A 26,514-nucleotide genomic window follows, 5' to 3' on the forward strand; every position below is an offset into this window, starting at 1 on the left:
ACGCGCGCGTGGAGGGCCCTTCCCGAGTTCGCCGGTCCCTGGACCGGGGCTACCCGCTCACGGCTTCAGCACCAGCGTGTCGCCCGTGCTGTCGGCGACCGCCTTCGCCGAGAATTTCCAGGGCAGCAGTTCGCCCTTGACCCACTTGTCGGTCTGGTCGGTGTAGTGCGCGCTGTAGGCGTGCCCCGAGGCCCCGGTGAGGTTGATCCACTTGGACTTGTCGAGGTCCCCGAGGTTGACGACCATCCGCATCGACGGCACCCACAGGGCCTCGTACCCGCCGGCCGCGTTCCAGCCGGTGGCGTTGACCGTCGCCTCGCCGCCGCTGAGCTTCCACGGACCCCGGTTGAGCATGTACTTGAGGAACGAGGGGCCCTCGGTGCCCAGGGTCTGGTTCTTCAGGTTGAGCTGGTGCAGCCGGCCCCAGCTCCAGGAGTCGACGTCCTTGCCCATCTTGGCGGTCAGTTCCCAGCGCGCGTCCCGCATGGCGCGGGCGAACAGCTCGTCGCGGGTCCTGGTCGCCTTGTCGGTGCGCGTCCCGGGCGACTGCCACCAGGCGTTCTTCGGGTCGTCGAGGAGGTTGCGCACCACCTCGAACCAGCGGTCGCCGCCGTCCGGCTGCGCCTGGGAGGCATCGCGCTGACCGCACTCGCGCACCTTGCGCTCCTCGTCCGCCGGGCCGGTGTTGTCGGCCGGCTCGACGTACAGGCACTCGCCCTTGACGCGCAGTTCCTTGGGGAGCTTGTTCCCGAACGCGAGCTGGAGGATGTTGCGCCACACGGAGTTGAAGTAGGCGGCCGCGCCCGAATCGGCGTCCTGGGTGTAGTCCCAGCCCTCCAGGAGCTTCTGCGCCTGGCGCACGTACTTGTTCGAGACGTCGATCTTGAGCAGCTTGGGAACCAGCAGCTTGGCGATCTCGCTGCTGTTGTCGAGCTGCATCTGCCGCATGTCGTCGGTGGAGATCTTGCCGCCGTCGTCGATCTTGGACTTGATCAGGTCCGTGATGCGCTGGCTGCGGCTGCCGTAGCCCCAGTCGGTGGTCAGGGTGTACGGGTACTTGTCCTTGGCGACGGCGGCCTGGTTGGCGGTGACGATGTAGCCGCGCTTCGGGTTGTACTCGTAGGGCAGTTGGGACTGCTTGAGGTAGCCGTTCCACTTGTGCTTGGAGTCCCAGCCGGGCGCCGGGACGGACCCGTCGTCGCCCTTGACCCGCGTGGGGATCCTCCCGGGGAGCTGGTAGCCGATGTTGCCCTTGGTGTCGGCGTAGACGAGGTTCTGCGAGGGGACCTCGAAGTCGGTCGAGGCCTTGCGGAAGCTCGTCCAGTCGGACGCCCTGTCGATGTCGAAGATGGCGTCCATGGTGTTGCCCGGGTCGAGCGCGGTCCAGCGCAGCGCGAGACCGTAGCCGTCGCCGCGGTCGGGGGCGGCGGTGTCGACGGTGGCCTTCTTGCCGACCTTGACGAGCTCGTCGTCGCGGTCGGAGAGCAGGGGACCGTTGTTGGTCTCGCGGACGACGATCGTCTTGCTCCTGCCGCCGGCGACCTCGATGGTCTCCTTGCGGGAGGTGAACGGCACGGTCTTGCCGTCGTAGAGGTAGCCGTCGCCGCTGAGCTTCTCCAGGTACAGGTCGCTGACGTCGACCCCGGAGTTGGTCAGGCCCCAGGCGACGTCCTTGTTGTGGCCGATTATGACGCCCGGCAGGCCGGCGAAGGTGTAACCGGCGACGTCGTACCGGCACTTGCTGGAGACGGTGCGGCAGTGCAGGCCCATCTGGTACCAGACCGACGGCAACGAGGCCGACAGGTGCGGGTCGTTGGCCAGCAGCGGCTTGCCCGTGATCGTGTGGGCGCCCGAGACGACCCACGAGTTGGAGCCGATGCCGTTGCCGTTCACGCCGACGGCCGTGGGGACGTCGTCCAGGACGTGGTAGAGGCCCGCGAGCTGGCTCTGGACGCCCGAGCCGGTGGTTCCCGCCGTGCTCCCCGCCGTGGAGGAGCCCGTGGTGCCCGTCGTGCCCGTGGTGCCCGTGGTGCCGCCCGTGCCCGTCGTGCCGGTCGTGCCGCCGGTCCCCGTGGTACCGCCGACGCCGGTGCCGGTCCCGCCCGTGGTGCCGCTGGTGCCCGACGAACCCGTGCCCGTGGCGCTCTGCTCGAACGCCTCGGTGAGCTCGTCGTACGCGCCCTCCTGGACGATCGGCTTGTTGCGGCCGTAGGGGTACTCCGGGTAGAGGTCGGCGATCTGCTTCGGGCCGAGCCTGCTCGTCATCAGGGCGCGGTCTATCTCGTCCTGCATGTTGCCGCGCAGGTCCCAGGCCATCGCCTTGAGCCAGGAGATCGAGTCGACGGGCGTCCATTCCTGCGGCTTGTAGTCGTTGGTGAAGCCCAGCGCCGCGTACTCCAGGGAGATGTCCTTGCCGTCCTTGCCCGCGAGGTAGGCGTTGACGCCCTTGGCGTAGGCCTGGAGGTTCTTCTTGGTGGCGGCCGACAGCTTGGTGTCGTACTCCTTCTTCGCCACCCGGTCCCAGCCCAGCGTGCGCAGGAACTCGTCGTTGTCGATCTGGTCCTTGCCGAACATCTCCGACAGGCGCCCCGACGTCATGTGGCGGCGCACGTCCATCTCGTAGAACCGGTCCTGGGCCTGGACGTAGCCCTGGGCCATGAAGAGGTCCGCGTCGGAGGAGGCGTAGATCTGCGGGATCCCGTGGTCGTCCCGTTTCACGTCGACGGGGCCGGACAGACCGTCGAGCGTTATCGAGCCCTTGGTCTGCGGGAACGAGGCGCGCACGGTGCTGACCGACCAGAACGCGCCGTAGGCCACGCCCGCGACGACGGCCAGGACCAGCACGATGACGAAGAGACGGCCTCTGCGCCCCTTCTTCCTGCCGGACTTGCCGGGCTCCTGACCGGAAGAGGCGGTGGTGTTGGGGGGCATCGCTGTCCTTGCGTCCTTACACGAGCGGCAGACGGGCAGTGCTTACGGGCGTTGCTACGGGCAGTGCTTGCGGCTGGGCTTGTCGGCTCTGCTTTCGCTTGAGCGCTGGAGCAACCATAGGCGCAGGGCCCCAGCGGCCTTGACGCGGAGTCGGGAACCGGCCGGACGGAAGTTCGAGAAGCCGCGTCCGAACGTCAAGAAAGCGTCAAGAGTTAGGTAAGGTAACGAACTACCGGCATCGAAGCGCACGGCAGTGTCCGACTTTCGGTGCTCGAATACTCCACATCTGCCCGGAATATCCACCCGGGGAGTCCGAGAGTCCCTCGGTAATTCGGGAAAGGAACAGCCGCTGACTGTCCACCACCTCAACCAGCTCCTGCTCGTCTGCTCACTCGTGCTGCTCGTCGCGGTGGCGGCGGTGCGCGTCTCCTCGCGCAGCGGGCTCCCCAGCCTGCTCGTCTACCTGGGCATCGGCATGGCCATGGGCCAGGACGGCATCGGCCACATCGCCTTCGACAACGCCGAGCTGACCCAGGTCATCGGCTACGCGGCCCTGGTCGTGATCCTTGCCGAGGGCGGTCTGGGCACCAAGTGGAAGCAGATCAGACCGGCGCTGCCGGCCGCGTCCGCGCTCGCGCTCGGCGGCGTCGCGGTGAGCGTCGGCATCACGGCCACGGGTGCGCACTGGCTGATCGGGCTGGAATGGCGGCAGGCGCTCATCATCGGGGCGGTGGTGTCCTCCACGGACGCGGCGGCCGTCTTCTCGGTGCTGCGGAAGATCCCCCTGCCCGCGCGCGTGACGGGCGTCCTGGAGGCCGAGTCCGGCTTCAACGACGCCCCGGTGGTCATCCTCGTCGTCGCCTTCTCCACCGCCGGCCCCGTCGAGCACTGGTACCGCCTGGTGGGCGAGATCGCGCTGGAGCTGGCGATCGGCGCCGCCGTCGGCCTCGCGGTGGGCTGGCTCGGCGCCTGGGGCCTGCGGCACGTGGCGCTGCCGGCCTCCGGGCTGTACCCCATCGCCGTCATGGCGATCGCCGTCGCCGCGTACGCGACCGGCGCCCTCGCCCACGGCAGCGGCTTCCTCGCCGTGTACCTGGCCTCCCTGATGCTCGGCAACGCCCGGCTGCCGCACGCGCCCGCCACCCGCGGCTTCGCCGACGGGCTCGGCTGGATCGCCCAGATCGGCATGTTCGTCCTGCTCGGCCTGCTCGTCGCCCCGCACGAGATGGGCGACGACGTGATGCCCGCGCTCCTGACCGGACTGGTGCTGACGATGGTGGCGCGGCCGCTCGGCGTGGTGCTGTGCCTGACCCCGTTCCGGGTGCCGTGGCAGGAGCAGGCGCTGATGTCGTGGGCGGGACTGCGCGGCGCGGTGCCCATCATCCTGGCGACGATCCCCATGGTGAACGGCGTCGAGAACAGCCGCCGCATCTTCAACATCGTCTTCGTCCTGGTCGTCGTCTACACCCTCGTCCAGGGCCCGACGCTGCCCTGGCTGGCCCGCAGACTCGGGCTCGGCCGGGGCGACGAGACCGCCGACCTCGGCATCGAGTCGGCGCCCCTGGAGCGGCTGCGCGGCCATCTGCTCTCCATGGCGATCCCCGAGGGGTCCCGGATGAACGGCGTCGAGATCCGCGAGCTGCGGCTGCCGGCCGGGGCCGCCGTCACGCTCGTCGTACGGGAGGGGAAGTCCTTCGTGCCGCAGCCGACGACGGTCCTGGCGCACAACGACGAACTCCTCGTCGTCGCCACCGACCCGGTGCGCGACGCGGCGGAACGCCGGCTGCGCGCCGTCGGCCAGGGCGGCAAGCTCGCAGACTGGCTGGGGACGCCGGGCAACGGGAGCGGGCCGACCGCGGGCGACCGGGCCGGACCGGGCGGCGAGGGCCCGCAGAAGGGCCGGGAGCCGCGGCACCGGAGCGCCCGGAAGACGGGCTCGCGGTAGCATGAACGGCGTACTTGATCGAACCAACTCTGCCTGACGCAGAGCTGGCGCGACCGTATGGCGGCCGGGCGGCCCCGCAGCGGGCCCCGCCCCGGCATCTACCGCAGTCCGCGCAAGAGGACAGCTCTCGGCGTCGCCCCACGCGCGTGAGCCGTACCGGGGCGGCGCTACCAGGCGGCAGAAAGGCACGGGCCGTGGCATCCACGGTCACCTCGACGTCGTCGTCCCGCCCCGGCTACGGGAAGCTGCTGCGCACCCGCGGCGCCTGGACGTTCCTGCTCCCCGGCTTCGCGGCACGCCAGCCGTTCGCGATGCTCACCCTCTCCCTCGTGCTCCTCGTGCGGCACACCACCGGCTCCTACGGGGCCGCGGGCGCCGTCGCCGCCGTCACGGGCGTCTCCATGGCGCTGTCCGCCCCCTACGGAGGCCGTCTCGCCGACCGGCACGGACAGCGCGCGGTGCTGCTGCCCGGTGTCCTGGCGCACACCGCCGCGGCCCTCGCCCTCACGGCGCTCGCCCTCGCCGACGCCCCCCTGTGGACGCTGTTCGCACTGGCCGTCCCGACCGGTGCCTCGGTGCCACAGGTCGGGCCCATGGTCCGCGCCCGCTGGGGCGTGAAGCTGCACGGTTCGCCACTGATGGTCACGGCCACGGCCTTCGAGTCGGTCACCGACGAGCTGACGTTCGTCCTCGGTCCACTGCTGGCGACCGCCCTGTGCACCACCGTGCACCCGGCGGCCGGACTGCTCACGGAGGCCGCGCTGACCCTCGTCGGAGGCGTCCTGTTCGCCGCGCGGAAGGGGACCCAGCCGGTGCCCGGAAAGCACCTCCACGCGAGGGCGGAGGGCGCCGCGGCAGGTGCCGGCAGGCACGCGGGAGGCGGTTCCGCGACGGGGGTCCCAGGGGTGCGGGTGCTGGTCGTCGCCTTCCTGGGCATCGGTTCCGTCTTCGGCGGCATGCAGGTCGCGCTCGCCGCCTTCACCGAGTCGATCGGGGAGCCGGGGCTCAACGGCGTCCTCTACGGCGTCTTCGCCGCGGGAAACATGCTCTCGGGCGTCGTCTGCGGCGCCGTCGCCTGGAAGGTGGCGCCCCGCCGCCGGCTGCTCGTGGCGTACACGGCGCTCGCGGTGGCCGCCTCCGTGCTGTGGACCGGCCACTCGGTGGCCGCCCTCGCGGCGATCGGCCTGCTGGTCGGCATGTGCATCGCCCCCGCGCTGATCACCGGCTACACGCTGGTCGAGGACCTCGTCCCGGCAGGCTCCCGCACCGAGGCGTTCACCTGGCTCACCGGCGCCGTCGCGCTCGGCCAGGCAGCCGCGGTCACCGTCGCCGGACAGCTCGAGGACCGGCTGTGGGACGGCGCCGGGTTCCTGGTGCCGATGGGCGGCACGGTGGTCGCCCTGGCGGTCCTCCTGGCACTGCGCTCGCTGCTGGCGGGACGGCCCTCCGGGCGCACGCGGCACGTGGCGTCGGTCACCGCAGGCCGATGACAGTGGACTGAACGAAGGGAATAGGTCACTATGGATCGTCGTTAGCACTCACTGAGCAAGAGTGCCAGGAGGAAGTCACAGTGCCGACGTACCAGTACCAGTGCACCGAGTGCGGCGAGGGCCTCGAGGCGGTGCAGAAGTTCACCGACGACGCCCTGACCGTGTGCCCGCAGTGCGAGGGCCGCCTGAAGAAGGTGTTCTCCGCCGTCGGCATCGTCTTCAAGGGCTCCGGCTTCTACCGCAACGACAGCCGCGGCTCGTCGTCCAGCAGCTCGCCTGCGGGGGCGTCGTCCAAGTCGCCGTCCGGGTCGTCCGTGTCCGGGGGGTCGTCGGGCTCGTCCGGCTCGGGTTCGGGCTCCGGTTCGTCCTCGTCGGGCACTTCCTCCGCCGGTTCGTCGTCGTCGAGTTCGTCGAGCGCCTCCTCGAGCTCCGCCGCCTGACCTTCCGGGTCACGCCCCGCACCGGCCTTGAGGTGCGTGCGTTCCGATCCGACCCACTGCTCGTCCTTCGCGTCCCGGGACCCTGTCGTCGTACGACGACGGGGTCCTCGGCGTTCGCGGGGGCGCGGTGGGGTGCCGCCTCCGCCGGCACGGGGGGTGCGGGCGGGCGTTCCGATTCCGAAAGGTGTGCGACCGGCGGCTCCGCGAGGTGGGCGGTTAGGGTGCGGGCATGGTGCAGCAGCAGACGGAGAACGCGCAGGGGCAGGTCCCGGGTGGGGCCGCGGAGATCGGTGTCATCGGGGGTTCGGGGTTCTACTCCTTCCTCGACGACGTGACCGAGGTCCGCGTCGACACCCCCTACGGGGAGCCCAGCGACTCCCTGTTCGTCGGTGAGATCGCCGGCCGCCGGGTCGCCTTCCTCCCCCGCCACGGCCGCGGCCACCATCTGCCGCCCCACCGCATCAACTACCGCGCCAACCTGTGGGCCCTGCGCGCCGTCGGCGTCCGGCAGGTGCTCGGCCCGTGCGCGGTGGGCGGACTGCGCCCCGAGTACGGCCCCGGCACGCTGCTCGTGCCGGACCAGTTCGTGGACCGCACGAAGTCCCGGCAGCAGACGTACTTCGACGGGATGCCGCTGCCCGACGGCGGGATGCCGAACGTCGTGCACGTCTCGCCGGCCGACCCGTACTGCCCCGTCGGCCGCGAGGCCGCGCTGGCGGCGGCGCGGGGGCGGGACTGGGAGCCGGTGGACGGCGGCACGCTGGTCGTGGTCGAGGGACCGCGGTTCTCCACCCGGGCCGAGTCGGAGTGGCACCGGGCGCAGGGCTGGTCCGTGGTCGGCATGACCGGCCACCCGGAGGCCGTGCTCGCGCGTGAGCTGGAGCTCTGCTACACCTCGCTGACCCTGGTCACGGACCTGGACGCGGGCGCCGAGACCGGCGAGGGTGTCTCGCACGAGGAGGTGCTGCGGGTGTTCGCGGCCAACGTGGACCGGCTGCGGGGCGTGCTGTTCGACGCGGTGGCCGCGCTGCCGGGGACCGGTGAGCGGGACTGCCTGTGCGCGACGGCGCTGGGCGGGATGGACCCGGGGTTCGCGCTGCCGTAACGCGCGGGGCGGGGGCGGACGACGCGGACGAGGGGGACGGGGGCGGAGCAAAGCGGGGTGGCAGGCGGAGTCTCTCGTTCGGGTGAGCGAGATATCCACAACCGGCCGGTGGTCCACAGGCTCCGGCGAAGTCGGCGGCGGGACGTCATCGTGGGAACGCGCAGAGCGACCACGACCGCAACGAAACAGGTGGTGACACCCATGACGTCCCCGCGTTTTCCCGTCTCCGGCCCCGGCCTCGGTCCTGACGCCGTTCCCGACGCCGATCCCGTTCGCGACGCCGGCCTGCTCGTCGGCCCCGTCCCCTTCCCGGGCCCGGACCCGGACCCCGACCGCGCCGTGCCCGGCACGGACACCGCCTCCCGCCCCGGTTTCCGGGACACTCCCCCGACCTGCGCGGTACCGCACTTCGCTCCTGTGCGGGTGCGCGGCGGTCCGGGCCGGCTGCGCGCGCTGGCACGGCAGCGCAGGCGGGCCGCGGCGGCGGGGCTCGCGGTCACCGCCGCAGCCCTTCTCGCGGCGGGCCCGCACGCCGAGGGGCGCACGCGCGGGCACCCGGCCGGCAGGCCACCGGCCCGGGCGGAGGCGATCACCGCCCCGGCGGCGTCCTCGCCGCACCACCGGCCCTCCCGGACCGCGACGGTGACGGCACCGGTGCGGATCGCGGACGCGGCGACCGTACGGCTGCTGCGGCCGGGCGACCGGGTCGACGTGATCGCGGCGGACGGCGGCGGAGCCGCACGGGTGGTGGCGGCCGGGGCGCGCGTGACGCAGGTGCCGGGGGCGCCCGGTGCGGACGGGTCCGGGTCCGGGTCCGGGTCCGGGTCCGGCAGGACCCTGGCCGACGCCGGTACCGGGTTCGGTGTCGGGTCCGGGGCGGAGCCGGGCGCGCTGGTCGTGCTTTCGGTGCCGCGCTCCCAGGCCGCCCGGCTGGCCGGGGCGGGCGCGGCGGGACGGCTGGCGGTGACGCTGTGGTGAGGACGGTGATCCGGAACATCTCGTTCGCGTGGACCCGCAGGACACGAACCGGACCGATTGTCGTAAGTTGCGGAGTCGTTTGTTCCGCAGTCTGCACCGCAGTCTGTTCCGCGATCCGTGCCGTAGGCCTAGTGAAGGGGTTCGTCGATGAGCGAGATGAAGGGGTCCAATGTCTGGGAGGGCTTCAAGGCCTTCCTGATGCGAGGGAACGTCGTCGATCTGGCCGTCGCGGTGGTGATCGGAGCCGCGTTCAGCAACATCGTGAACTCGGTGGTGAAGGGCATCATCAACCCCCTGGTGGGAGCGATCGGCACGAAGAACCTCGACAGCTACAGCTCGTGTCTCACCTCCCACTGCGAGGTGGCGAAGGACGGCACGGTCACCCACGGCATCCAGATCATGTGGGGCGCGGTCCTCGGCTCCACGCTGCAGTTCCTGATCACGGCGACCGTCGTGTACTTCCTGATGGTGCTGCCGATGTCGAGGTACCTGGCCCGGGTCGAGGCGCGTCGCAAAGCGCGGGAGGACACGAAGGGGTCGGTGGTCGAGGTCACGGAGCTGGAGGTCCTCCAGCAGATCCGCGACACCCTGGTCGCCCAGCGCGGCGGCGGTCACGACGCCCGGCGGTGAACGGCCCGGCGGTGAACGGCCCGGCCCGGCCGCCCGCCTCAGATGTGGTGCGGGGGCTTCTCGTCGAGGAAGCGCTTCAGGTCGGCGGCGGAGGTGTCACCGGCCGGCCGCTCGCCCCAGCCCCGGTCGGTGTCGTCCGAGGACTGCCGGTACTGGTCCATCGGGTCCTCGAAGACGAGAGCCGCCGGGGTCGGTTCGGGGGGCGTGGAGTCACTGCGCATGCCCCCAGCGTACGGCCCGGCGCGGCGTCCGGACCCGGACCCGGACCTCGGGCCAGGGTTGACACCGGAACCGGAACCACGACCGGAACCGGAACCACGACCATGACCACGACCGGGGCCGGGACCGGCCCCCCGGCGGAAGGAGGGGGCCCATGGATACCGGGGCCGATGCGCTGACGGACGTCCCCGGGCTGCGGGTGGGGCATGCGACCCGGGCCGGGAGCGGCTGGCTGACCGGCACGACGGTCGTGCTCGCCCCCGAACCAGGCGCCGTGGCCGCTGTGGACGTGCGCGGCGGCGGGCCGGGGACGAAGGAGACGGACGCGCTGGACCCGCGCAACCTGGTGCGGACCGTGGAGGCGGTGGTACTGACCGGCGGCAGCGCCTACGGACTGGACTCCGCCTCCGGCGTGATGGCCTGGCTGGAGGAACGGGGGCGCGGGGTACGGGTCGGCCCCGGACCGGAGCACGTGGTGCCGGTGGTGCCCGCGGCCTGCGTGTTCGACCTGGGACGGGGCGGTGACTTCGGGGCCCGTCCGGACGCGGCCACCGGCCGGGCGGCCGTGGAGGCGGCCGCCGGCCCGGCCGGCACGGCGGTGGCACAGGGATGCGTCGGAGCGGGTACGGGCGCGGTGGTCGGTGCCTTCAAGGGCGGGGTCGGCACCGCGAGCACGGTGCTCGGCTCGGGGATCACCGTGGGCGCGCTGGTGGTTGCCAACGCCGCGGGCTCGGCGGTGGACCCGGAAACGGGCGCGCTGTACGGCGAGTTCTGGCAGGGACGGCGGGTCGGGTACCCGGCGGCCGGTGTCCACGAGGCGGCCCGGCGTCGGCTGGACGACGCGGCGGCCCGGCGGACGGCGCCGCCCCTGAACACGACGCTCGCGGTCGTCGCCACGGACGCGGCGCTGTCGAAGGCGCAGGCGCAGAAGGTCGCGGGCACGGCGCACGACGGGATCGCGCGGGCGGTACGCCCGGTGCACCTGCTGAACGACGGCGACACGGTGTTCGCGCTGTCGACCGGCGCCCGGCCGCTGCCCGACGGCGATCCCCTGGCGCTCAACGAAGTCCTCGCCGCGGGCGCGGACCTGGTGACCCGGGCGATAGTGCGGGCGGTCCGGGCGGCGCGGTCGTACGAGGGGCCGGGCGGCGACTGGCCGTCGTACGAGGAGTTGTACGGCACCTCCTGACGGTTCGGCACGGTGCGGGGCGACATTGTCCCGGTTCTGTCACGTGACGGGGTCGGAGCCGTACGGGCGGGAACCCGCCGCGGCGGGGCGTGCTCTTGTGTGACGTATCGCAGCGGACAAGCGCACCTCACCGACGACTTGGAGACTCTCGTGACTACGCCGGACATGACAGCGCGGCGGCGCGTACTCGGGGCCGCGGCCGCCCTCGTGGTCGGTGCCCTGACTCTCACCGCCTGCGGCGGGGACGCCAGCGCGGACAACGGCAAGAGCGGCAAGCAGTCCGACACCAAGGCCTCCGCCGCACGCCTCACCATCTCCGCCGAGGACGGCTCGGACAACGCGTCCATCAACGCCACCGGGGTGAAGGTCAGAGACGGGAAGCTGACCGAGGTGAAGATGACGGTGGCCGGCTCGGACAAGGCCGTCGAGGGGACGATGTCGGCGGACGGGACGACCTGGCAGCCGAAGGGGCAGCTGGAGCGCGGCACGAAGTACCGCATATCGGCGATGGCCAAGGACGCCAACGGGCGCCCGGCCGCCGCGAATTCCGTCTTCACCACGGTCTCCTCCGCGAACAGCTTCATCGGTACCTACACCCCCGACGGCGGCACCACGGTCGGCATCGGCATGCCGGTGTCGTTCACGTTCAACAAGGCGATCAGCGACAAGAAGGCCGTGCAGTCGCACATCACCGTCACCTCCAGCAGCGGCCAGCAGATCGCCGGACACTGGTTCGGCACCCAGCGCCTGGACTTCCGGCCCGAGAAGTACTGGGACGCCGGCTCCAAGGTGACGATGAAGATCGACCTGGACGGTGTGAAGGGCGCCAACAACAGCTACGGCGTGCAGAAGAAGACGGTCACCTTCACCGTCGGCCGCTCCCAGGTCTCCACGGTCGACGCGGCCGCTCAGACGATGACGGTCGTCCGGGACGGACGGACCGTGAAGACGGTCCCGATCTCCGCCGGCAGCCCGGACCACACCACGTACAACGGCCAGATGGTCATCTCCGAGAAGTTCCAGCAGACCCGGATGAACGGCTCCACGGTCGGCTTCGGTGGCGAGTACGACATCCCGGACGTGCCGCACGCCATGCGGCTGACCTCCTCGGGCACCTTCATCCACGGCAACTACTGGTACAACCAGGGCAATCCGCCCTTCGGCCGGGAGGGCACCAGCCACGGCTGCGTGGGCCTGGCGGACGTCCGCGGCGCGCAGGGCGACACGGTCGCCAAGTGGTTCTACGACAGCTCGCTCGTCGGCGACGTCGTGATCGTGAAGAACTCCCCGGACAAGGTCGTCTCGCCGGACAACGGCCTCAACGGCTGGAACATGTCCTGGTCCGAGTGGACCGCCGGAAGTGCGGTCTGACGAGGGGTTTTCCGGGAAGATCGCGGCAACGGGGCGGGCCGCGCGGGAACATCCCGCGCGGCCCGCCCGTTTTCCGTGCGTAGGTTTTCTCGGTTCACGGACACGATGTCCGACCGAGGGGCTACGGTATGCACCCACCAGGTGACATGCAGCGACGCCGGGAGCAACCTTGAGCGTTCCGTACGAGACCGCAGCGTACGAGCCCTTCGAATCGCCCGAGTCTCCGGAGGAGCAACTCGAGCGGCTGCTCGGCCGTGCCCTGAACTCCTTCGAGCTGCCCGACGCGACGATACGCCTGCTCGACTGCGCGCTGGCGTACGCCACTTCACTGCACTCCGCGCACCACAGCGCCGGGCTGCACCGGGAGACCCACCGGCACACCTGGCTGCTCGCCGACGGCTCCGCCGTGACGCTGTGGGAGCTGGTGCACAACACCGCCCCCGGCGGCATCCTCCAGCACGAGGTGTACGTCGACGACGAGGAACTGCGCACCGCCACCGCCCGGCTGCCACTGCCCCCGGACACCCCCGAGTTCGATCTCTCGTTACCGGCGCGGCCGGCCCCCGTTCCCGAACCCCGGCACTTCTACGTGCCCGACGACTCCGCGGACCACGTGCGCCGGTTGCTGCGCCGCGCGGAGAACCCCGACCCCCCGGACGCGGAACTGTCCGCGCTGCTGCTGAACTCCGCCTCGGCCCACCAGATCTCCCAGGCCTTCGGCCGCACCGGCCGCGCCCGCCGCGCGGGACTGAGCCTCTCCCTGTACGAGCACGCGTTCCTGCTGCGGGACGGGCGCGAGATGTCCCTGTGGGAGGTCGAACACACGGCGACGCCGGACGGCCGCCACATGTGCGAGGTCTACGCGAGCGAGCGGGCGGCCCGGGAGGCGATGGAACGCCGGGCGACGGCCCCCGACCGGATCCGGCCCAAGCGCCGCCCCGGCCCCCGCCAGTCCTGAGGCCGGTCCTGACGCCAGTTCGTCATCCGGCGGGCTGCTGCCCGCGTCCGTCGCCACCGAACTGCCGTACCAGACCGGCGAAGGCGTCCCGTTCCGCCTGGGTGAGTTCGACGGACTCCAGCCGCGGCGCCGACCGGTGACGAGGCATCGCGCCCAGCGCGCCCGTACCCTCCTGACCGGCGAGGTGAGCGCGGTAATGACGGTGGAGGCGGGCGAAGCCGGAGATCCAGAGGACGGCGGCCACCGCGAGGAACACCCAGCCCAGGAACTGGAGTATCGGCACGTGCTCGGGCATGCCTCCAGTGAACCCTACGGATGCCCCACCTCGGGACGTCCGCCGTGGACCGTGACGAATCTCGCAACGCACCCCGCCCTTGCCGCCCGCGGCCTACGCATACGGAACGGAACAACGGAACAGCCATTAGGACCGGAACCGTCCTCTCCATGCGGCACGCTGTGAGGATGACGACCGACACACCCGCGCGGCTCCTCACGTTGCTCTCCCTGCTGCAGACGCCTCGTGAATGGCCCGGCGGGGAACTGGCCGAGCGGCTCGGGGTGTCGCGGCGGACCGTGCGGCGGGACGTCGAACGGTTGCGGGAGCTCGGTTATCCGGTGCGGGCCAGCCGGGGGGCCGACGGGGGGTACCGGCTGGTGGCCGGGACCGCGATGCCGCCGTTGGTGCTGGACGACGAGGAGGCCGTCGCGATCGCGGTCGGGCTCCGCGCCGGCGCCGGGCACGCGGTGGAGGGCGTGGACGAGGCCTCGGTGCGGGCTCTCGCCAAGCTGGAGCAGGTGCTGCCGGGCCGGCTGCGCCACCGGGTGGCCGCCCTGGGGGCCGCCACGACCGCGCTGACCGGCGGCGACGGCGCCCGGATCGCCCCGGAGACCCTCACCGTGATCGCGTCGGCGATCGCCGGGCGGGAGCGGCTGCGGTTCGCCTACCGCGCCGCCGACGGCACCGCGTCCCGCCGCCTGACCGAGCCGTACCGCCTGGTGTCGACCGGACGGCGCTGGTATCTCGTCGCCTACGACCTCCATCGCGAGGACTGGCGGACCTTCCGCGTGGACCGGGTCGCCGAGCCGTTCGCCACCGGCGCGCGGTACGTGCCCCGGGAGCTGCCGTCGGGGAGCGCCGCGGAGTACCTGCGGCAGTCGATGTACGCGCGCCAGGAGGCGTACGAACTGGAGGTGTGCTTCGCGGCCGGGGCGGACGAGCTGGCGGACCGGCTGCCGCAGTGGTGGGGCACACCGGAACCGGTCGAGGGCGGCGGCTGCCGGATACGGGCCCGGGTGGCCGACTCGCTGGAGTGGCTGCCGATGCGGCTGGCCATGCTGGAGGTGGAGTTCACGGTGCACCGGCCGGTCGAACTGGCCGAGCGCGTCCGGGAGATGGGGGCGCGTCTGCTGCGGGGGGCGAGCGAGTGAAGGGGCAGGCGAGCAGGCGGGCGAGGGAGCAGCAGGCAGTCGGGCGAGCAGGCGGGCGAGGGACGGACCGGCAAGGGTGACGCAAAAGGCCGGGCTCCGGCGTCGGGGGGAGACGCCGAAGCCCGGCTCTGGGAAGGTCCCGGCGCCCGGGGGGGTAGTGCGTCGGGACGTGGTCATGGGGGCGGGACGGGCCTGGTGGCCGCGCCCCGGGGGTGGGACGGGCCTGGTCGGCCGCGACCCGGGGTGACGCGTGCGCTGCTCACGTGCCGGGGTTCGACACTCTTGTGCCCCGAACCCCGCGAGTTGAAGCAGGGGCGCACCCGGTTGCGCGCACATCCGGCCGATGCGCGCCCCCGTGTGGCGCCCGGGCGTCACACGGTACGGGGTGCCTCGCGTCGTACGGCGGTGCGTGCGGTGGCGCTGCTTACGCCACCGCGTCGAAACCGGTGCTGCGGGCCAGCTTCTTCAGCTCCAGCAGCGCGTGCTTCTCGATCTGCCGGATGCGCTCGCGGGTCAGTCCGTGCTCCTTGCCGACCTCTGTCAGCGTGCGCTCCCGGCCGTCCTCGATGCCGTAGCGCATCTTGATGATGGACGCCGTGCGCTGGTCGAGCCGGCCGATCAGGTCGTCCAGCTCCTCGCTGCGCAGCAGGGTGAGGACCGACTGCTCGGGCGAGACCGCGGAGGTGTCCTCCAGCAGGTCGCCGAACTGGGTCTCGCCCTCGTCGTCCACCGACATGTTGAGCGACACCGGGTCGCGGGCCCAGTCCAGCACGTCCGTGACGCGCGCGGCGTTGGAACCCAGCTCCGCGGCGATCTCGGCAGGCTCCGGGTCACGCCCGTGCTCACGGTTGAACTCGCGCTGCACACGACGGATCCGGCCGAGCTCCTCCACCAGGTGGACGGGGAGCCGGATGGTGCGGGACTGGTCGGCTATCGACCGGGTGATCGCCTGCCGGATCCACCAGGTCGCGTACGTCGAGAACTTGAAGCCCTTGCGGTAGTCGAACTTCTCGACCGCGCGGACCAGTCCGGCGTTGCCCTCCTGGATGAGGTCGAGCAGGGGCAGACCGCTGCGCGGGTAGCGCCGCGCGACGGCGACGACCAACCGCAGGTTGGATCGGATGAAGACGTCCTTCGCCCGCTCACCGGCTTCGACCAGGGCCTCGAGTTCCTCGCGGGAGGCGTCCGCACGGGACTCCTCCTCGCCCTCGAGGATCTGCCGCGCGAACACACCCGCCTCGATGACCTGGGACAGCTCGACTTCCTTGGCAGCGTCGAGCAGCGGTGTGCGCGCTATCTCGTCGAGGTACATGCCGACCAGGTCGCGGTCGGCGATCTCGCCGGCGTGGGTGCGAACACTGCCTGCCGCGTCGGCCGTCTCGCCGGTGGCGGACTTACGACGGGCGACGGCACGGGTTGCCATGCGTGCTCCCTTGCGATGGTGGGCTGGCGGGTAGTTCTCAGCTGCTTGGCACTGTGGTCGGGTGCCCTGCATCCGATGGAAACAACGACTGGAATCCGGACAGAATTCCCAACCCGTCCCTCCTTTTTTCTGATCATGCAGTATCCTGCGCGGCCGCGCGGGCGGACCGGAGGGAAGGGGGGAGGGGGAGGCCCAGGTCAGAGGGGCGAGCCGGGCCTCCGTCTGTGTAGACGGGACGGGTCGGCGGAAGGTTGCCGCGGACAGGGCGCGTGGGCCGATTCACCACACACCCGCGACACCCGCAGGTCTCCACGCCGCCCGGCACCGCCCCCGTCCCCTACCCCTGTTTCCGCCTGCCCTGCGGGACCTCCGCCCCGCCTCCGCCCGGGAGAGCACCGGACAGGCCCTAACCGCCGAACTGCACCGACCTCTTCGCCAGGCCCAGCCAGAACCCTTCGATGACCGAACGCTGTGTGGCCAGCTCGCCGGACGCGTCCGCCGCGCCCAGGGTGACGAACAGGGGGGCGAAGTGTTCCGTGCGCGGGTGGGCCAGCTGTCCCGCCGGGGACGCGTGGACGAAGTCCAGCAGCGAGTCGATGTCACCTGCCGCCAGCGCTCGCTGCCCCCAGTCGTCGAACTCCGCCGACCAGCCCGGGGTTCCCCCGGCGTGCCGCAGCGCGGCCAGGTTGTGGGTGAAGAACCCGGACCCCACGATCAGGACGCCCTCGTCCCGCAGCGGGGCGAGCCGGCGGCCGATCTCCATGAGGCGGACCGGGTCGAGCGTGGGCATCGAGATCTGCAGGACGGGGATGTCCGCCTCCGGGTACATCTCCACCAGCGGCACGTACGCCCCGTGGTCCAGCCCCCGGTCCGGCACGTCCTGGACCGGTGTCCCGGGGGCGCGCAGCAGCTTGCGGACGGAGTCGGCCAGAGCGGGGGCGCCGGGGGCGTCGTACCGCACGCGGTAGTAGTGCTCCGGGAAGCCCCAGAAGTCGTAGACCAGCGGCACGGGTTCCACCGCGCCGAGTGCGAGCGGGGCGTCCTCCCAGTGCGCGGAGACCATGAGGACGGCCCTGGGGCGCGGCAGGGCGGCGGACCAGGCGGCCAGTTCGCCGGGCCAGACCGGGTCGTCGGCCAGCGGGGGCGCGCCGTGACTGAGATAGAGGGTGGGCATGCGCTCGGCCGTGGGGCGCTCTTCGACGACGGCGGACATGGGACGGCTCCCTCCGGCGACGTCGGCACTGTCGGCGGCGACGGTCGCTACGAGATGACGAGATAGTGGGATTACGGGACAAAGACAGCTATACAGCGAGGCGGGTCAGGGGTCAGAGGCAGGGAGATACTTGAAAGATCAAGCTGACCCGTACAGCGTAACGCTGAGTTGTTTAACCTTCAAGGAGATTCCTCGTACAGTAGGCGCATGGACACCGCACCCGCCGCCCGCGACACCCGCTGGCTCAGCTCCGAGGAGCAACACGTCTGGCGCGCCTACCTGCACGCCGTCACCCTCCTGGAGGACCACCTGGACCGCCAGTTGCAGCGGGACGCGAACATGCCGCACGTGTACTACGGACTGCTCGTCCAGCTCGGCGAGGCACCGGAACGGCGGCTGCGGATGACGGAGCTGGCGAAGCAGGCCAAGATCACGCGCTCCCGGCTCTCGCACGCCGTCGCCCGGCTGGAGAAGAGCGGGTGGGTCCGGCGCGAGAACTGCCCCGACGACAAGCGGGGCCAGTTCGCGGTACTCACCGACGCCGGGTACGAGGTGTTGCGCGGGACCGCGCCGGGCCATGTGGAGGCCGTCCGCCAGGCCGTCTTCGACCGGCTCACCCCGGAACAGCAGAAGTCCCTCGGCGAGATCATGGAGATCGTCGCCGAGGGACTTCAACCGAAGGAGGCGGGCGCGGACCTGCCCTGGCTCCGCTGACCGCCTCCCTCACCGGGCTGTCGCCCGGCCCTGCAAGCCCCTGAGGGCCCTTCAAGCCCCTGAGTGGGTGGTCACCGGATCACCGGCGGGTCGTCAGTGAGCGACCACCGGGATCTGGAACTCCTCCTCCGCACCGTCGCCGGACGCCTGGCCGACGGCGGAGGCGCCGGGGCGGCCGGTGTTGATCAGCGTCACCGCGATGAGCGAGGCCGCCACCAGGATGCCCACGGCGAACCAGATCGCGCTGGTGTAGCCGTGCACCTGGGCCTGGAGCTGGACGAGCTGCGCCTGCGTCTTCGAACCGGCCCCCGCGATGTGGTCCTTGACGTACGCGGTGGTCGCCGACGCGGCGATGGTGTTCAGCAGGGCCGTGCCGATCGCGCCGCCCACCTGCTGCGAGGTGTTGACCATCGCGGAGGCGACACCGGAGTCCCGGGGCTCGACACCGTACGTGGCCAGGGACATCGCCGGCATGAACGCCGTACCCATGCCGAGGCCGAGCAGGAGCTGTCCGGGCAGCAGCAGGGTGGCGTAGGAGCTGCCGATCTCGAGCTGGGTCAGCAGCAGCATGCCGACGGCCGCGAGCAGGAAGCCCGGACCCATCAGCAGCCGCGGCGGAACCCGCGTCATCAGCCGGGCGCCGATCTGCGTGGAGCCCGTGATCATGCCCGCGATCATCGGCAGGAAGGCGAAGCCGGTCTTGACCGGCGAGTAGCCCTGCACCGCCTGCAGGTAGTACGTGAGGAAGAGGAACAGGCCGAACATCGCGATGATCGCGAGGCCGAGGGAGAGGTAGACACCACCGCGGTTGCGCTCGGTGATCACGCGCAGCGGCAGCAGCGGGGCCTTGACCCGGGCCTCGGTCAGGACGAACGCGAGGAGCAGCACGCCGGCGGCGACGAAGAGACCGATGGTCGTCGTGTCGCTCCAGCCCTCCGACTCGGCGCGCGTGAAGCCGTACACCAGCGAGACCAGGCCCAGGGTGGACAGGATCACGCCGGGGATGTCGAGCGACGAGCGGTTGCGGGTGCCGGACGGCTCGTGGATGACGAAGTACGCGCCGAGCGCGGCGACCAGCGCGAACGGGATGTTCACGAAGAACGTCCAGCGCCAGTTCAGGTACTCGGTGAGGAAGCCGCCGAGGATCAGGCCGACGGCGCCGCCGCCACCGGCGATGGCACCGTAGATGCCGAACGCCTTGGCGCGCTCCTTGGCGTCGGTGAACATCACCGCGAGCAGGGAGAGCGCGGCGGGCGCGAGCAGTGCGCCGAAGACACCCTGCAGCGCGCGGGCGCCGAACATCATCGCGCCGCTCTGCGCGGCTCCGCCGAGCGCGGAGGCCGCGGCGAAGCCGGCGAGGCCGACGACGAAGGTGCGCTTGCGGCCCCACAGGTCGGCGATGCGACCGCCGAACAGCAGCAGGCCACCGAAGGCGAGCGCGTAGGCCGTGATGACCCACTGCCGGTTGCCGTCGGATATGCCCAGGTCCTGCTGGGCGGAGGGCAGGGCGATGTTCACGATGGTCGCGTCGAGCACGACCATGAGCTGGGCGAGCGCGATGAAGATCAGCGCCCTCCAGGGATTGTGGGTGCGGCCGGGCGTACCGTCGGATCGAGGCGACGCCTCGGCGGCGGCCGGGGCTGTGTCAGACATGGGTGTACCCACTCCGGGACTTGGTGAGGAACGAACGTAACGGGATAAGTCGTACTGCTAGGTCATGACGACCATGGCTGTCATGACGGTCATGACCGAAGAATGCGGACTTGCGCCCGAATTCGGAAACGATTTCCTCGGTCTTTTCGCTGAAGACTCGTGGAAGAAGTCGTGTGTGCGGGGCGGATCGATCCCCGCCCGCCGGATCCCCGCGCGAGGGCGCGACGGTCCCGCTCCACGACCTCGGCCTCGACCCCCGCCCGTCGTCGTCGACGGTCGGACTGCCTGGCATCGTCGGTCTGTGGTCCTGGTCCTGATCTTGGTTTCTGCGGTCTTGGTGCCTGCGGTCTTGGTGCCTGTGGTCCTGGTCTGTGGTCCGTGTGGCTTGCGTGGTCTGTGTGGCCCGTTGTGTCTACGAGCCCTGGCCCCGTGGTCTTGGTGGTCCGAGTCGCGGTGGTCCGAGTCGCATCGGCCCGGTCGTACGAGCGCGCTGTCGCGTCAGTGCGCCGTGCGGTCCGGCCGCTTCGGTGGTCGGTCTCACTGGTGACCGCCGTCGTCCATGGAACTCATCGGCTGGTCGGTGCAGGGTGTGCGGAGAGCCTCCATGGTCACGGCCGTACCCGGCAGCACGGAGCGGGCAGGGGCCCGCAGCCCGTCCAGGAACAGCTGAATATGACGGTGGACGAATCGGTCGATGCTCAGACACATCGCTCCCCCGAGCGGACGGCTGAGCTGGGCCGCGGCGACCATGACATCACCGACGGCCACGTCGGCGCGGAGCTGCCCCGCCCTGCGCGCCCGGTCCATCAGCGACTCGACCAGGTGCTCGAGGCGTTGGCGAGAGGCATCCAGATCGGGGTGGTTCTGGTCGAAGGACCCCTGAAACATCGGGCACATCGCGCCGATCCGTTCGTCGACGGACGCGTGCACGAACCGGGAGAGCGCCGCGAAGGCGTCGCCGCTCTCGGCGAGCGCCGCCTCGGCCGCCTCGGCCGTACGGTCCATGACGGAACAGACGACCTCGCGCGCCAGCGCCTCGCGGTCCGGGAAGTTGCGGTACACCGTGGCGTTGCCGACACCGGCCCGCCGGGCGACCTCGTCGAGCGGCACGTACGGGCCGAACTCGACGAACATCTCCCGTGCCGCGGTGACGATGCGCTCCCGGTTGCGCAGGGCGTCGGCACGCGGCCGGGTCACTCGGCGCTGCACGGGTGTCGCGGTCTGCATGGCGTCCTCCCTGTTCTTCCGGGCCCCGACAGGGCTTCGTACCGCTTGCTGCGTCCGGCTCTCGCGGGCTCTTCCCCGAGCCCCCGATCGAACCGGGGAACCGCTCCCCGCTTCAGTCGGACAATGAGCTAAACGGGGAACCGGTCCCCGTTAATTCCGCTCCCCGGGAAGTCGCGGCGTGACCTGCGTCACAGATGGGGAGCGGGCCGCCCTGTCCGCCCGTGCCCGCGCCCGCCCTCTCCCCCCGAACCCCCGAATCGGTCCCCTCCAACGCGCGCCTCCACCGCAGGTCACAGAGGGTGAGCGAAAGGGGAGCAGCCGTGACGCCGGTGGCTGCCGTGGAGCGGAGGGGCCGCCTGTGCCGTCGTCGTCCCAGAGCCGGATACGCACGAGCCGCCGGATACGCACGAGCCTCGGAACACGCGCGAACCGCGGCACACGCCCGATCCGCGGCACACGCCCGCGTCGCGCCGCCGCCCTCGCCTCGGTCGCCGCGCTGACCCTGTCGGTCTCCGCCTCCGGTGCCGGCCAGCTCCGGGCGGGCACCACGACGGCGGGCCCGGCGGCCCCGGCCCGAGCCGCGGCGCTCGGCTCCTGCACCATCGACGGCGACGACGACGTCCAGATGTCGGAGGGGGTGCCCACCGCGTCCGGCTACGCCCGTTCCACCGGCACCGTACGCGCCCTCACCCTGATGATCGACTTCTCCGACGCCCCCGGCCGGGGCAGGGCCATGGACCGGTTCCGGGAGTTCTTCCCGCAGACCAGGAAGTGGTTCGCCACCAGCTCCTACGGCCGTCTCGACTACCGCCCCGCGACACCGGTCGGACACTGGCTGCGGATGCCGAAGCCGTTCAAGGCCTACGGGATAGAGCGCGGCGCCCCCTTCGAGCCCGCCTACCGGGACCTGGTGCAGGACATCGTGGCGGAAGCCGACGCGGAGGTGGACTTCCGCGCGTACGACCTGCTCAACGTGCTGATCACGCCCAACGCCGGCCCCTCCGCGCTGGACACGGTGCTCTCGGTGACGTTCGCCGACAACGCGGACGCCCCGGTGGCCGACGGCGTGCCGGTGGCCAACGCGTCCTTCGTCTACAGCCGCCAGGACGACGGTTCCGGCTCCTACGGCACGACCGGCTACCGGGTGCTGCCGCACGAGAACGGGCACATCTTCGGGCTGCCCGACCTCTATACCCAGGACGGCGGCGCCTCGGTCGGGCACTGGGACATCATGAGCGAGGACTGGGGCGCCGAGAACGACCTGCTCGGCTGGCACAAGTGGAAGCTGGGCTGGCTCGACGACACGCAGGTACGGTGCGCGGCGGGCCGCGGCAGCCGGGAGTACACGCTCACGCCGCTGGCCCGACGGGGCGGGGTGAAACTGGTCGTCGTACCGCTGAACGGACGCTCCGGGTACGCGCTGGAGCTGCGCACCCGGGAGGGCAACGACGCGGCGGTGTGCCGCCCGGGCATCCTGATCTACCGGGTCGACGCGGACGTCGACACCGGCAACGGGCCCATCACCGTGCGCGACGCCCGGCGCGACAGCGGCGGCTGCACCCGCAGCCCCAACGTCCAGGCGGAACTGTCCGACGCCACCTTCACCCCCGGCGACACCTTCCGCGACCGCACCCGCCGCCTCACGGTGAGGGTGCTGCCCAAGGGGGGCGGGGACAACTACCGGATAAGGGTGACCAGGGGGTAGCGGCGCCCATGAGAAGGCCGCGGGGAGATGCTGCGACGCCTCGGCGCCAGGGCGAGGGCTCGGTGTCCTGACGTCACGGCACGGGCTCGGTGTCCTGACGTCACGGCACGGGTGTGATGCCCCGGCGTCACGGCACGGGTGTGATGCCCCGGCGTCACGGCACGGGTGTGATGCCCCGGCGTCACGGCACCGGTCATGCGGGTGTCGGCCGGGGTGCGCGGCCACCGAGCGCCGCCGGGCCTCCGGCCGCCGCGGGGCCCCCGATCGCCTCCGGCCGCCGCCCCGCCGGTACCATCGCCCGCCGCACCGGTCCCGCGGCCACCCGCGGCAGCAGCAGCGTCCAGAACCGGGTCAGGGTGGGCCGGCCCAGCCAGCGCCCGTCGTGCCCGCCGAGCGCGGCGAACCCGACCGTCGCGCCCACGACCGCGGTGGCCAGGTCCCGGGGCTGGACGTCACCGGCCAGTACCGCCTCCCGCCCGGCCCGGGCGGCCGCCCGCTCCACCCACTCCCGCCAGCGCGCGTACAGGTCCTCCCGCTCCCCCACGCCCACCGCCGAACCGTCGCTGAGGTCGAAACCCGCGCGCAGTACGGCGTCGTGCGCGAGCCCGTCGAGGAGCACGTGGCTGGCGTCGACGAGCGCCTGCAGCGAGCCCCCGTACTGGGGCGACGGCCGCTCCGCCGCCGTCATCCGCTCGAACCGCTCGGCCGCCGCCCGGCCCACCGCCGCCGCGAGGGCCGCCTTGCTGGCGAAGTGGAAGTGCAGTGCCCCGTTGCTCACCCCGGCCCGGGAGCTGATCCCCGCGAGGGAGGCGAGTTCGAAACCGTCCCTGGTGAACAGTTCGGCGGCGGACTCGATCAACGCGTTCCGCGTACGTACCGCACGTTCCTGCTTGGCCATCGGTCGCTCCGGGCTGCTGGAGGGTCGAGCGAAACTAACAAACCGTTCGCGCTGTTTTCAAGCGGGCGTACGGAGTGTGAGACGCGAGCGGCCGAGCGCGGGCGCACTCCGGGCGTGCCCTCCGCGCACCGACCGACCGCCCCTGCGCTCCAGCTCAGCCCGTACGCAGCACGACCGGGAGCCGTGCGTACCCGCTCACGATGAAGGACGGCACCCGCCCCAACTCCTCCACCGGAAGAACAGACTCCAGATCGGGGAAGCGGGCGAAGAGCGCCGCGAGCGCGGTGGTCGCCTCCAGCCGGGCCAGCGGCGCGCCGAGGCAACGGTGGACCCCGTACCCGAAGCCCAGATCCTCGCGGCGGCCGGACCGCAGCAGATCGAAGGCGGCCGGGTTCACGTGGTTCCGACCGTTCCCGCTGTCCCAGCCCTCCCCGCTGTCACCATCTCCGCCACCCCCGCCACCCCCGCCGTCCCCGCTGTCCCGGCCGTCTCCACCGTCCCGGCCGCCTCCGCCGTACGCCTCCGGATCGACGGCCGCGGCGGCGAAGTTGACGAGTATCGGCTCGCCGCGCGCGATGCGTACGCCGTCCAGGTCGATGTCCTCGACGGCGAACCGCATCGGTGAGTAGGCGGCGGGCCCGTGCGCCCGCAGGGTCTCCTCGACCACGTCCGCCCAGTCCGCCCTGCCCTCGCGGACGTGCGCGCGCTGCTCCGGGTGGGCGCAGAGCGCGGCGACCGCGTTGGTCACGAGGGTGCAGGTGGTCTCCTGCCCGGCGGCGATCATCAGGTAGAGGGTGCCGAGCAGTTCGGGCTCGGTGAGCCGGGCGGCCTGCGCTCCGGAGGCTGCCGCTCCGTGCGCTTCCGCTCCGGGAGCCGTCGCCCCGGGGTCCTCCCCTCCGGGGGCCGTCGCCCCGGGGTCCCCCCTTCCGGGGGCCGCCGTCTCGTCGTCGCGCACCGCGATGAGCGCGGAGGTGAGGTCGTCGCCCGGGCGGGCCCGTTTCTCGGCGACCAGTTCGGCGAGCATGCCGAACACCTCGTGCTGTGCCGCCGCCATCTCCGTGCCGGACACGGCCGTGCCGAACACCAGGTCGAGCAGACCGCACAGCCGCTCGCGCGACTCCTCGGCGACCCCGAACAGCTCGCAGATCACGTGCATCGGCAGCACGTTGGCGAACTCGGCCCGCAGGTCCACCTGTTGGCCGGCGGGCAGCTCGGCGAGCCGGTCCAGCAGCGCCTCGGTGATCTCCTTGATCCGGGGCCGCATGGCCTGCGTACGGCGGGCGGTGAACGCGGCGGCGACCAGCCTGCGCAGCCGCGCGTGGTGCTCCCCGTAGGAGAAGAGCATGTTCTCGTTGGCCACCCATGGATACAGCGGCCAGTCCTGGCCGACCTCCCCGGCCGCGAACGCGGGCCAGTGCCGTCGGCCGTCCTTGGACACACGGGGGTCCGTGAGCAACCGCTTGAGGTACTTCTGCCTGACGACCGCCCAGGCGGTGACCCCGCCGGGCAGCTCGACGAGCGCGGCGGGGCCCATGGCCCGCAAGTGCGCGGCCTCCCCGGCCGGGTCACGTCCGGCGATGTCGAGGGCGTACGGGCAAACGTCCTGATCCATCCGTGCACTCCGTTCGGTCGGGCAGGTCTGGCCTGTGACGTGGTGAGTGGCTACGAGGGCGGGGCGGGTGCGCGTGGCTGCCGGAGAGGTGGGCGAGGCGGAGGTGGGCGAGGCGGAGGTGGACGGGCGGGCGTCGACGCGAGCGAGGGGCTGCGGCCGGTTCGGGTCGGATCCCCGCCCGGACCCTGCCGATCGACCGGCCGCCCCCGGCCGACGGATCAGCCGGGGGCGGTGGCCCCGGTGGCGTTCGTCCGGGGAACGGAACCCGCACCGGCGACCGCTCCCGCCGCCGCCCCCGACGTCCCTCCCGTTGCCGCCCCTGCCGTCCCTCCCGTTGCCTCCGCCGCCGCCGTCCCTCCTGCTGCCTCCGATTCCGCCTCGCGCCGGCGGAGTGCGGCCTCGTACACCTTCGGCCCGCGCTCGGCCGAGAAGTCGAGGCGGACGAGGACACCGGGCGCGGCGACGGCCGGCATCAGGTAGCGATAGAGGTCAGCGACGCGTTCCGGCAGGTCGGCGCGCTCGGTCATGATCCGGGAGAGCACCTGCACGCCGGTGAACGCCCCGACGAAGAGCCGCGCCAGAGCGGCGACATCGACGTGCACCAGAATCTCGCCCCGGCGCTTGGCCTCCTCGAACACGGCCTGGTTGTGCTCGGTCCAGTCCTGCATCGGTACCCGGCGGTTGAGATGGTCCCTGGCCGAACCCTGGTCAACGGTCAGACGCACGCTGCCCTGGACGATGGGATCGCCGGTGCCGTTCTGCAGCAGATGGGCGAGCAACAGCGCCTCGTCCAGGGACTCCTGGAGCTTCAGGTCCTGCTCGGGCACCCGCGGCAGGGAGGAGACCTGCGCGGCCAGCACCTCCTGGGCCAGCGCCTGCTTGGACGGGAAATGGAAGTAGAGGGCTCCCTTGGTGACCCCCGACCGCCGCAGCACGTCGGAGATGGTCGCCGCCTCGTATCCGACCTCGTCGAACACCTCTGCCGCGGCGACCAGGATGGCCTGCCGCGTCCGGATGGCCCGTTCCTGCCGCGCCACACGCACCCCGCCCCGTTTGTCTGTTCAACGATTCACGGACAGTAAAACCAGCCGCACGGTTTTTTCAACCCTGCCGGGAGCCGTGAGTGATGCCCCGGTTGCTCCCTGTTCTACACGCATGCACGCCTTCCCGTCCCTTGACGATCCTCGGATCTTCACGAACTGGGGTGGCATATGCCCGATGTGGGCCTTGATAAGAAAACCGGCCGGTCCTTATCTTCATCATCTGGGTTCCGGATCGAAACATTCCGGCCCACTGCCCTCACAGCCGCTGCACACCAGGAGACCCACCCCAGGGGGGAACCCGATGACCGTCACGACGTCCGAGTCCTTATGGACGAAGGCATT

At 71.7% G+C, this 26,514-nt stretch carries 21 protein-coding genes and 1 pseudogene; 12 read left to right on the forward strand and 10 right to left on the reverse strand.

What is annotated here, in order from left to right; translation table 11 throughout:
- Positions 1-57: 57 nt before the first annotated feature.
- The gene (locus tag QFZ64_RS15150) at positions 58-2,931 is read right to left on the reverse strand and encodes a penicillin acylase family protein (protein ID WP_307065988.1); all 2,874 of its coding nucleotides are present in this window, start codon (positions 2,929-2,931) and stop codon (positions 58-60) included.
- A gap of 349 nt (positions 2,932-3,280) precedes the next feature.
- Here QFZ64_RS15150 and QFZ64_RS15155 point away from each other — a divergent pair, with 349 nt between their 5' ends.
- The 6 genes and pseudogenes from QFZ64_RS15155 (at position 3,281) to mscL (ending at position 9,519) form a co-directional block, all read left to right on the forward strand.
- A complete protein-coding gene (locus QFZ64_RS15155) occupies positions 3,281-4,876 on the forward strand; it encodes a potassium/proton antiporter (RefSeq protein ID WP_373430744.1) in 1,596 nt (531 codons plus the stop codon).
- A 194-nt stretch (positions 4,877-5,070) separates the two neighbouring features.
- Positions 5,071-6,377: pseudogene (locus tag QFZ64_RS15160) on the forward strand (MFS transporter).
- A gap of 69 nt (positions 6,378-6,446) precedes the next feature.
- Complete coding sequence (locus QFZ64_RS15165) at positions 6,447-6,806, forward strand: FmdB family zinc ribbon protein (protein WP_307065991.1); 360 nt, start codon at positions 6,447-6,449, stop codon at positions 6,804-6,806.
- A 229-nt stretch (positions 6,807-7,035) separates the two neighbouring features.
- Positions 7,036-7,911, forward strand: coding sequence for an S-methyl-5'-thioadenosine phosphorylase (locus QFZ64_RS15170; protein WP_307065993.1), 876 nt, complete (start codon positions 7,036-7,038; stop codon positions 7,909-7,911).
- Between the two features lie 201 nt (positions 7,912-8,112).
- Positions 8,113-8,889, forward strand: a complete 777-nt coding sequence (locus tag QFZ64_RS15175) for a hypothetical protein (protein ID WP_307065995.1) — start codon at positions 8,113-8,115, stop codon at positions 8,887-8,889.
- Between the two features lie 147 nt (positions 8,890-9,036).
- Positions 9,037-9,519 carry a large conductance mechanosensitive channel protein MscL gene (gene mscL, locus QFZ64_RS15180; RefSeq protein ID WP_307065997.1) on the forward strand — a complete coding sequence of 161 codons (483 nt, stop codon included), beginning with the start codon at positions 9,037-9,039 and terminating at the stop codon, positions 9,517-9,519.
- A 38-nt stretch (positions 9,520-9,557) separates the two neighbouring features.
- Here mscL and QFZ64_RS15185 read toward each other — a convergent pair whose 3' ends face one another.
- Positions 9,558-9,740 (reverse strand): hypothetical protein, encoded by a 183-nt coding sequence (locus tag QFZ64_RS15185; RefSeq protein ID WP_307065999.1) that lies wholly within the window; start codon positions 9,738-9,740, stop codon positions 9,558-9,560.
- Positions 9,741-9,892: 152 nt separating this feature from the next.
- On the opposite strand from QFZ64_RS15185, the gene QFZ64_RS15190 reads away from it, so the two are divergent.
- The 3 genes from QFZ64_RS15190 (at position 9,893) to QFZ64_RS15200 (ending at position 13,256) form a co-directional block, all read left to right on the forward strand.
- A complete protein-coding gene (locus tag QFZ64_RS15190; RefSeq protein WP_307066001.1) occupies positions 9,893-10,927 on the forward strand; it encodes a P1 family peptidase in 1,035 nt (344 codons plus the stop codon).
- A gap of 150 nt (positions 10,928-11,077) precedes the next feature.
- On the forward strand, positions 11,078-12,298 hold the full coding sequence (locus tag QFZ64_RS15195; protein WP_307066003.1) for an Ig-like domain-containing protein: 1,221 nt from the start codon (positions 11,078-11,080) through the stop codon (positions 12,296-12,298).
- A 169-nt stretch (positions 12,299-12,467) separates the two neighbouring features.
- On the forward strand, positions 12,468-13,256 hold the full coding sequence (locus tag QFZ64_RS15200; protein WP_307066005.1) for a DUF6227 family protein: 789 nt from the start codon (positions 12,468-12,470) through the stop codon (positions 13,254-13,256).
- A 22-nt stretch (positions 13,257-13,278) separates the two neighbouring features.
- On the opposite strand, the gene QFZ64_RS15205 is transcribed toward QFZ64_RS15200, so the two are convergent.
- Positions 13,279-13,551 carry a hypothetical protein gene (locus QFZ64_RS15205; RefSeq protein ID WP_307066007.1) on the reverse strand — a complete coding sequence of 91 codons (273 nt, stop codon included), beginning with the start codon at positions 13,549-13,551 and terminating at the stop codon, positions 13,279-13,281.
- A gap of 167 nt (positions 13,552-13,718) precedes the next feature.
- Between QFZ64_RS15205 and QFZ64_RS15210 the strand changes: the two genes are divergently transcribed.
- Positions 13,719-14,684 (forward strand): YafY family protein, encoded by a 966-nt coding sequence (locus QFZ64_RS15210; RefSeq protein WP_307066008.1) that lies wholly within the window; start codon positions 13,719-13,721, stop codon positions 14,682-14,684.
- 424 nt (positions 14,685-15,108) lie between these two features.
- Here the strand turns inward: QFZ64_RS15210 and QFZ64_RS15215 are convergent, their stop codons facing one another.
- Together QFZ64_RS15215 and QFZ64_RS15220 are read right to left on the reverse strand one after the other, a co-directional pair.
- Complete coding sequence (locus QFZ64_RS15215) at positions 15,109-16,107, reverse strand: RNA polymerase sigma factor RpoD/SigA (protein WP_307066009.1); 999 nt, start codon at positions 16,105-16,107, stop codon at positions 15,109-15,111.
- 406 nt (positions 16,108-16,513) lie between these two features.
- Positions 16,514-17,320, reverse strand: a complete 807-nt coding sequence (locus QFZ64_RS15220) for a dioxygenase (RefSeq protein ID WP_373430610.1) — start codon at positions 17,318-17,320, stop codon at positions 16,514-16,516.
- A 207-nt stretch (positions 17,321-17,527) separates the two neighbouring features.
- On the opposite strand from QFZ64_RS15220, the gene QFZ64_RS15225 reads away from it, so the two are divergent.
- The gene (locus QFZ64_RS15225; protein ID WP_307066011.1) at positions 17,528-18,034 is read left to right on the forward strand and encodes a MarR family winged helix-turn-helix transcriptional regulator; all 507 of its coding nucleotides are present in this window, start codon (positions 17,528-17,530) and stop codon (positions 18,032-18,034) included.
- Between the two features lie 93 nt (positions 18,035-18,127).
- On the opposite strand, the gene QFZ64_RS15230 is transcribed toward QFZ64_RS15225, so the two are convergent.
- Complete coding sequence (locus QFZ64_RS15230) at positions 18,128-19,687, reverse strand: MFS transporter (protein WP_307066012.1); 1,560 nt, start codon at positions 19,685-19,687, stop codon at positions 18,128-18,130.
- A 537-nt stretch (positions 19,688-20,224) separates the two neighbouring features.
- Positions 20,225-20,914: a TetR/AcrR family transcriptional regulator gene (locus QFZ64_RS15235; RefSeq protein WP_307066013.1), complete on the reverse strand. Its 690-nt coding sequence runs from the start codon at positions 20,912-20,914 to the stop codon at positions 20,225-20,227.
- 400 nt (positions 20,915-21,314) lie between these two features.
- Between QFZ64_RS15235 and QFZ64_RS15240 the strand changes: the two genes are divergently transcribed.
- Positions 21,315-22,619 carry a M6 family metalloprotease domain-containing protein gene (locus tag QFZ64_RS15240; protein WP_307071714.1) on the forward strand — a complete coding sequence of 435 codons (1,305 nt, stop codon included), beginning with the start codon at positions 21,315-21,317 and terminating at the stop codon, positions 22,617-22,619.
- A gap of 193 nt (positions 22,620-22,812) precedes the next feature.
- Here the strand turns inward: QFZ64_RS15240 and QFZ64_RS15245 are convergent, their stop codons facing one another.
- The 3 genes from QFZ64_RS15245 to QFZ64_RS15255 all read right to left on the reverse strand — a co-directional run bounded on the left by QFZ64_RS15245 (position 22,813) and on the right by QFZ64_RS15255 (position 26,166).
- Positions 22,813-23,517: a ScbR family autoregulator-binding transcription factor gene (locus QFZ64_RS15245; RefSeq protein ID WP_307066015.1), complete on the reverse strand. Its 705-nt coding sequence runs from the start codon at positions 23,515-23,517 to the stop codon at positions 22,813-22,815.
- A gap of 154 nt (positions 23,518-23,671) precedes the next feature.
- Positions 23,672-25,129: a cytochrome P450 gene (locus QFZ64_RS15250; protein ID WP_307066017.1), complete on the reverse strand. Its 1,458-nt coding sequence runs from the start codon at positions 25,127-25,129 to the stop codon at positions 23,672-23,674.
- Positions 25,130-25,347: 218 nt separating this feature from the next.
- Positions 25,348-26,166: a ScbR family autoregulator-binding transcription factor gene (locus QFZ64_RS15255; RefSeq protein WP_307066019.1), complete on the reverse strand. Its 819-nt coding sequence runs from the start codon at positions 26,164-26,166 to the stop codon at positions 25,348-25,350.
- Positions 26,167-26,514 lie beyond the last annotated feature (348 nt).

This window comes from Streptomyces sp. B3I8, assembly GCF_030816915.1.
Lineage (GTDB): Bacteria > Actinomycetota > Actinomycetes > Streptomycetales > Streptomycetaceae > Streptomyces.

Bases quoted from the DNA above. Each gene is read 5' to 3' on its own strand.
- QFZ64_RS15230 (WP_307066012.1), bottom strand. From the start codon at position 19,687: ATGTCTGACACAGCCCCGGCCGCCGCCGAGGCGTCGCCTCGATCCGAC.
- mscL (WP_307065997.1), top strand. From the start codon at position 9,037: ATGAGCGAGATGAAGGGGTCCAATGTCTGGGAGGGCTTCAAGGCCTTC.
- QFZ64_RS15210 (WP_307066008.1), top strand. From the start codon at position 13,719: ATGACGACCGACACACCCGCGCGGCTCCTCACGTTGCTCTCCCTGCTG.
- QFZ64_RS15225 (WP_307066011.1), top strand. From the start codon at position 17,528: ATGGACACCGCACCCGCCGCCCGCGACACCCGCTGGCTCAGCTCCGAG.
- QFZ64_RS15185 (WP_307065999.1), bottom strand. From the start codon at position 9,740: ATGCGCAGTGACTCCACGCCCCCCGAACCGACCCCGGCGGCTCTCGTC.
- QFZ64_RS15150 (WP_307065988.1), bottom strand. From the start codon at position 2,931: ATGCCCCCCAACACCACCGCCTCTTCCGGTCAGGAGCCCGGCAAGTCC.
- QFZ64_RS15170 (WP_307065993.1), top strand. From the start codon at position 7,036: ATGGTGCAGCAGCAGACGGAGAACGCGCAGGGGCAGGTCCCGGGTGGG.
- QFZ64_RS15175 (WP_307065995.1), top strand. From the start codon at position 8,113: ATGACGTCCCCGCGTTTTCCCGTCTCCGGCCCCGGCCTCGGTCCTGAC.
- QFZ64_RS15250 (WP_307066017.1), bottom strand. From the start codon at position 25,129: ATGGATCAGGACGTTTGCCCGTACGCCCTCGACATCGCCGGACGTGAC.
- QFZ64_RS15220 (WP_373430610.1), bottom strand. From the start codon at position 17,320: ATGTCCGCCGTCGTCGAAGAGCGCCCCACGGCCGAGCGCATGCCCACC.
- QFZ64_RS15205 (WP_307066007.1), bottom strand. From the start codon at position 13,551: ATGCCCGAGCACGTGCCGATACTCCAGTTCCTGGGCTGGGTGTTCCTC.
- QFZ64_RS15215 (WP_307066009.1), bottom strand. From the start codon at position 16,107: ATGGCAACCCGTGCCGTCGCCCGTCGTAAGTCCGCCACCGGCGAGACG.
- QFZ64_RS15190 (WP_307066001.1), top strand. From the start codon at position 9,893: ATGGATACCGGGGCCGATGCGCTGACGGACGTCCCCGGGCTGCGGGTG.
- QFZ64_RS15235 (WP_307066013.1), bottom strand. From the start codon at position 20,914: ATGCAGACCGCGACACCCGTGCAGCGCCGAGTGACCCGGCCGCGTGCC.
- QFZ64_RS15245 (WP_307066015.1), bottom strand. From the start codon at position 23,517: ATGGCCAAGCAGGAACGTGCGGTACGTACGCGGAACGCGTTGATCGAG.